The 276-nt window shown below is 72.1% G+C and carries 1 protein-coding gene; it reads left to right on the forward strand.

Annotation, left to right across the window (positions count from 1 at the left end; genetic code table 11):
* Positions 1 to 223, forward strand: a 223-nt coding sequence (locus ACZ6JE_RS15185) for a hypothetical protein (RefSeq protein WP_464319477.1), incomplete at its 5' end; no start/stop codon positions are given.
* Positions 224 to 276 lie beyond the last annotated feature (53 nt).

Raw genomic sequence — 276 nt, forward strand, 5'->3', positions numbered from 1 at the left:
GGTCTACGCCGGCCTGCCGGGACGCGAGGCCGAGGCGGGAGCCGAGTTGAGCGCGGCCATGGTCGGTCGCCTGCGTGCGCCGCGCCCGTTTTACGCTCAGCTTCGGGCAAGCCTCCGCCCTGGCGACACCGTCGTGATCACTCCCGCGCCGATCGGGGAGGGGTCGGTCGGCCATCCCCTGACGGTGATGGACTCCATCGCCGAGCCGATCGCGACCCCTTAAAGGCGGGGACGCAGGGGCGCGTCGCCGCCAGTTTCAGCGGCCAGCGCTAACGT

The organism is Frigoribacterium sp. AC759 (assembly GCF_979256015.1).